At 71.9% G+C, this 1,401-nt stretch carries 2 protein-coding genes; both read left to right on the top strand.

Annotated elements, in window-relative coordinates:
* Positions 1–760: polysaccharide deacetylase family protein (locus EHS43_RS44550; RefSeq protein ID WP_125196059.1), on the top strand; the 760-nt coding region annotated here is incomplete at its 5' end.
* Positions 757–1,401 (top strand): polysaccharide deacetylase family protein (locus EHS43_RS44545; protein ID WP_125196058.1); only part of this gene is annotated, 645 nt, incomplete at its 3' end. The genes EHS43_RS44550 and EHS43_RS44545, both read left to right, overlap by 4 nt.

The following is a 1,401-nucleotide window of genomic DNA, read 5'->3' as shown; positions in this document are numbered from 1 at the left end:
CGACAAGACCGTCATCCGCGCCGCCCGCCTCCGCGCCGAGCGGGCCCGCCTCGCCACCGCCAGGCGCTGGGGGCTCAGGAGCGCCCCCCTGGTGGCCCCGCCGGCACCCGTGACCAAGCCGCGCATCACCACCCGCGACGGCTTCGAGGTCGACGGGCACGAGGAGAAGGGGCTGCCGCCGGTCTTCACCACCGTCCCCACCGACAAGAAGATCGTCTTCCTCACCATCGACGACGGCGCCGAGAAGGACCCCGCGTTCCTGCGGATGATGAGCGAGCTGCGGATCCCGTACACCGCCTTCCTCAGCGACTACCTGATCAAGGACGACTACGGCTACTTCCGGAAGATGCGGGACCGGGGGATCGTCCTCGACAACCACACCCTCCACCACCCCTACCTGCCCGCGCTGTCGTACGCCCGCCAGAAGCACGAGATCTGCGGGATGCAGGACGTCATCGAGCGGCACTACGGCAAGCGCCCCGCGCTCTTCCGCCCGCCCTACGGCAACTACAACGAGGACACCCTGCGCGCGGCGAAGTCCTGCGGCATCCGCTACGCGCCGATCTGGAACGAGGAGGTCTTCGTCGACCACTGGGAGTACCGCGAGTGGGACCGCGAACTCCACCCCGGCGACATCGTGCTCAGCCACTTCCGTGGCCGCGAGGACTGGAAGGGCACGATGACCGACATGGTCCGCCGCTTCCTGGACAAGGTCACGGCCGAGGGGTACGCCGTCGCACGCCTCGAGGACTACCTGTGAGACCGCGGGCCCTGGCCGCCGCCGGGCTGGCGGCCGTACTCCTCGCGGGCTGCGCCCAGTCCGTCGACCCCATCGAACGGCTGGGGAAGAAGGCGGCCCAGCACGTGGGGTCGCACGGGCCCGCGAGGGCGGACGGACGGCCGTACCGGCACTGGGGTCTGACGGCCCCGCTGCCGGCGCCGCCACGGGTGCCGGTGCACGGCGCGGCGGACCGGCGCGGTGTGCCGCCGGTCGTGCGCCGCGTCGAGACCTCCGACAAGGTCGTCTTCCTCACCTACGACGACGGCGCCGAGAGGGACCCGCGGTTCGTCGAGCTGGTCCGTGAACTGCGGCTGCCTGTCAGCATGTTCCTCACGGACAGTGTCGTCGGGCCCGGGTACGGACACTTCGCCCGCCTCCAGTCGGTCGGCGCGAGCATCCAGAACCACACCCTGGACCACCCCGCCCTGCGCGGCCTGCCCTACGCCGGCCAGCGCGCCGAGATCTGCGGCCAGCAGGAGAAGGTGCGCTCCCGCTTCGGGATCCGCCCGCGGCTGTTCCGGCCGCCCTACGGCACGTACGACCGCACGACCCTGCGCGCGGCGGCCGACTGCGGGCTCTCGGCGGTGGTGCTGTGGAGCGTGGCGGCGCGGGAGCAGGGG

The sequence above is a fragment of the Streptomyces sp. RP5T genome (assembly GCF_003933965.1).
Lineage (GTDB): Bacteria > Actinomycetota > Actinomycetes > Streptomycetales > Streptomycetaceae > Streptomyces.
This window is presented reverse-complemented; position numbering and strand designations above follow the sequence as displayed.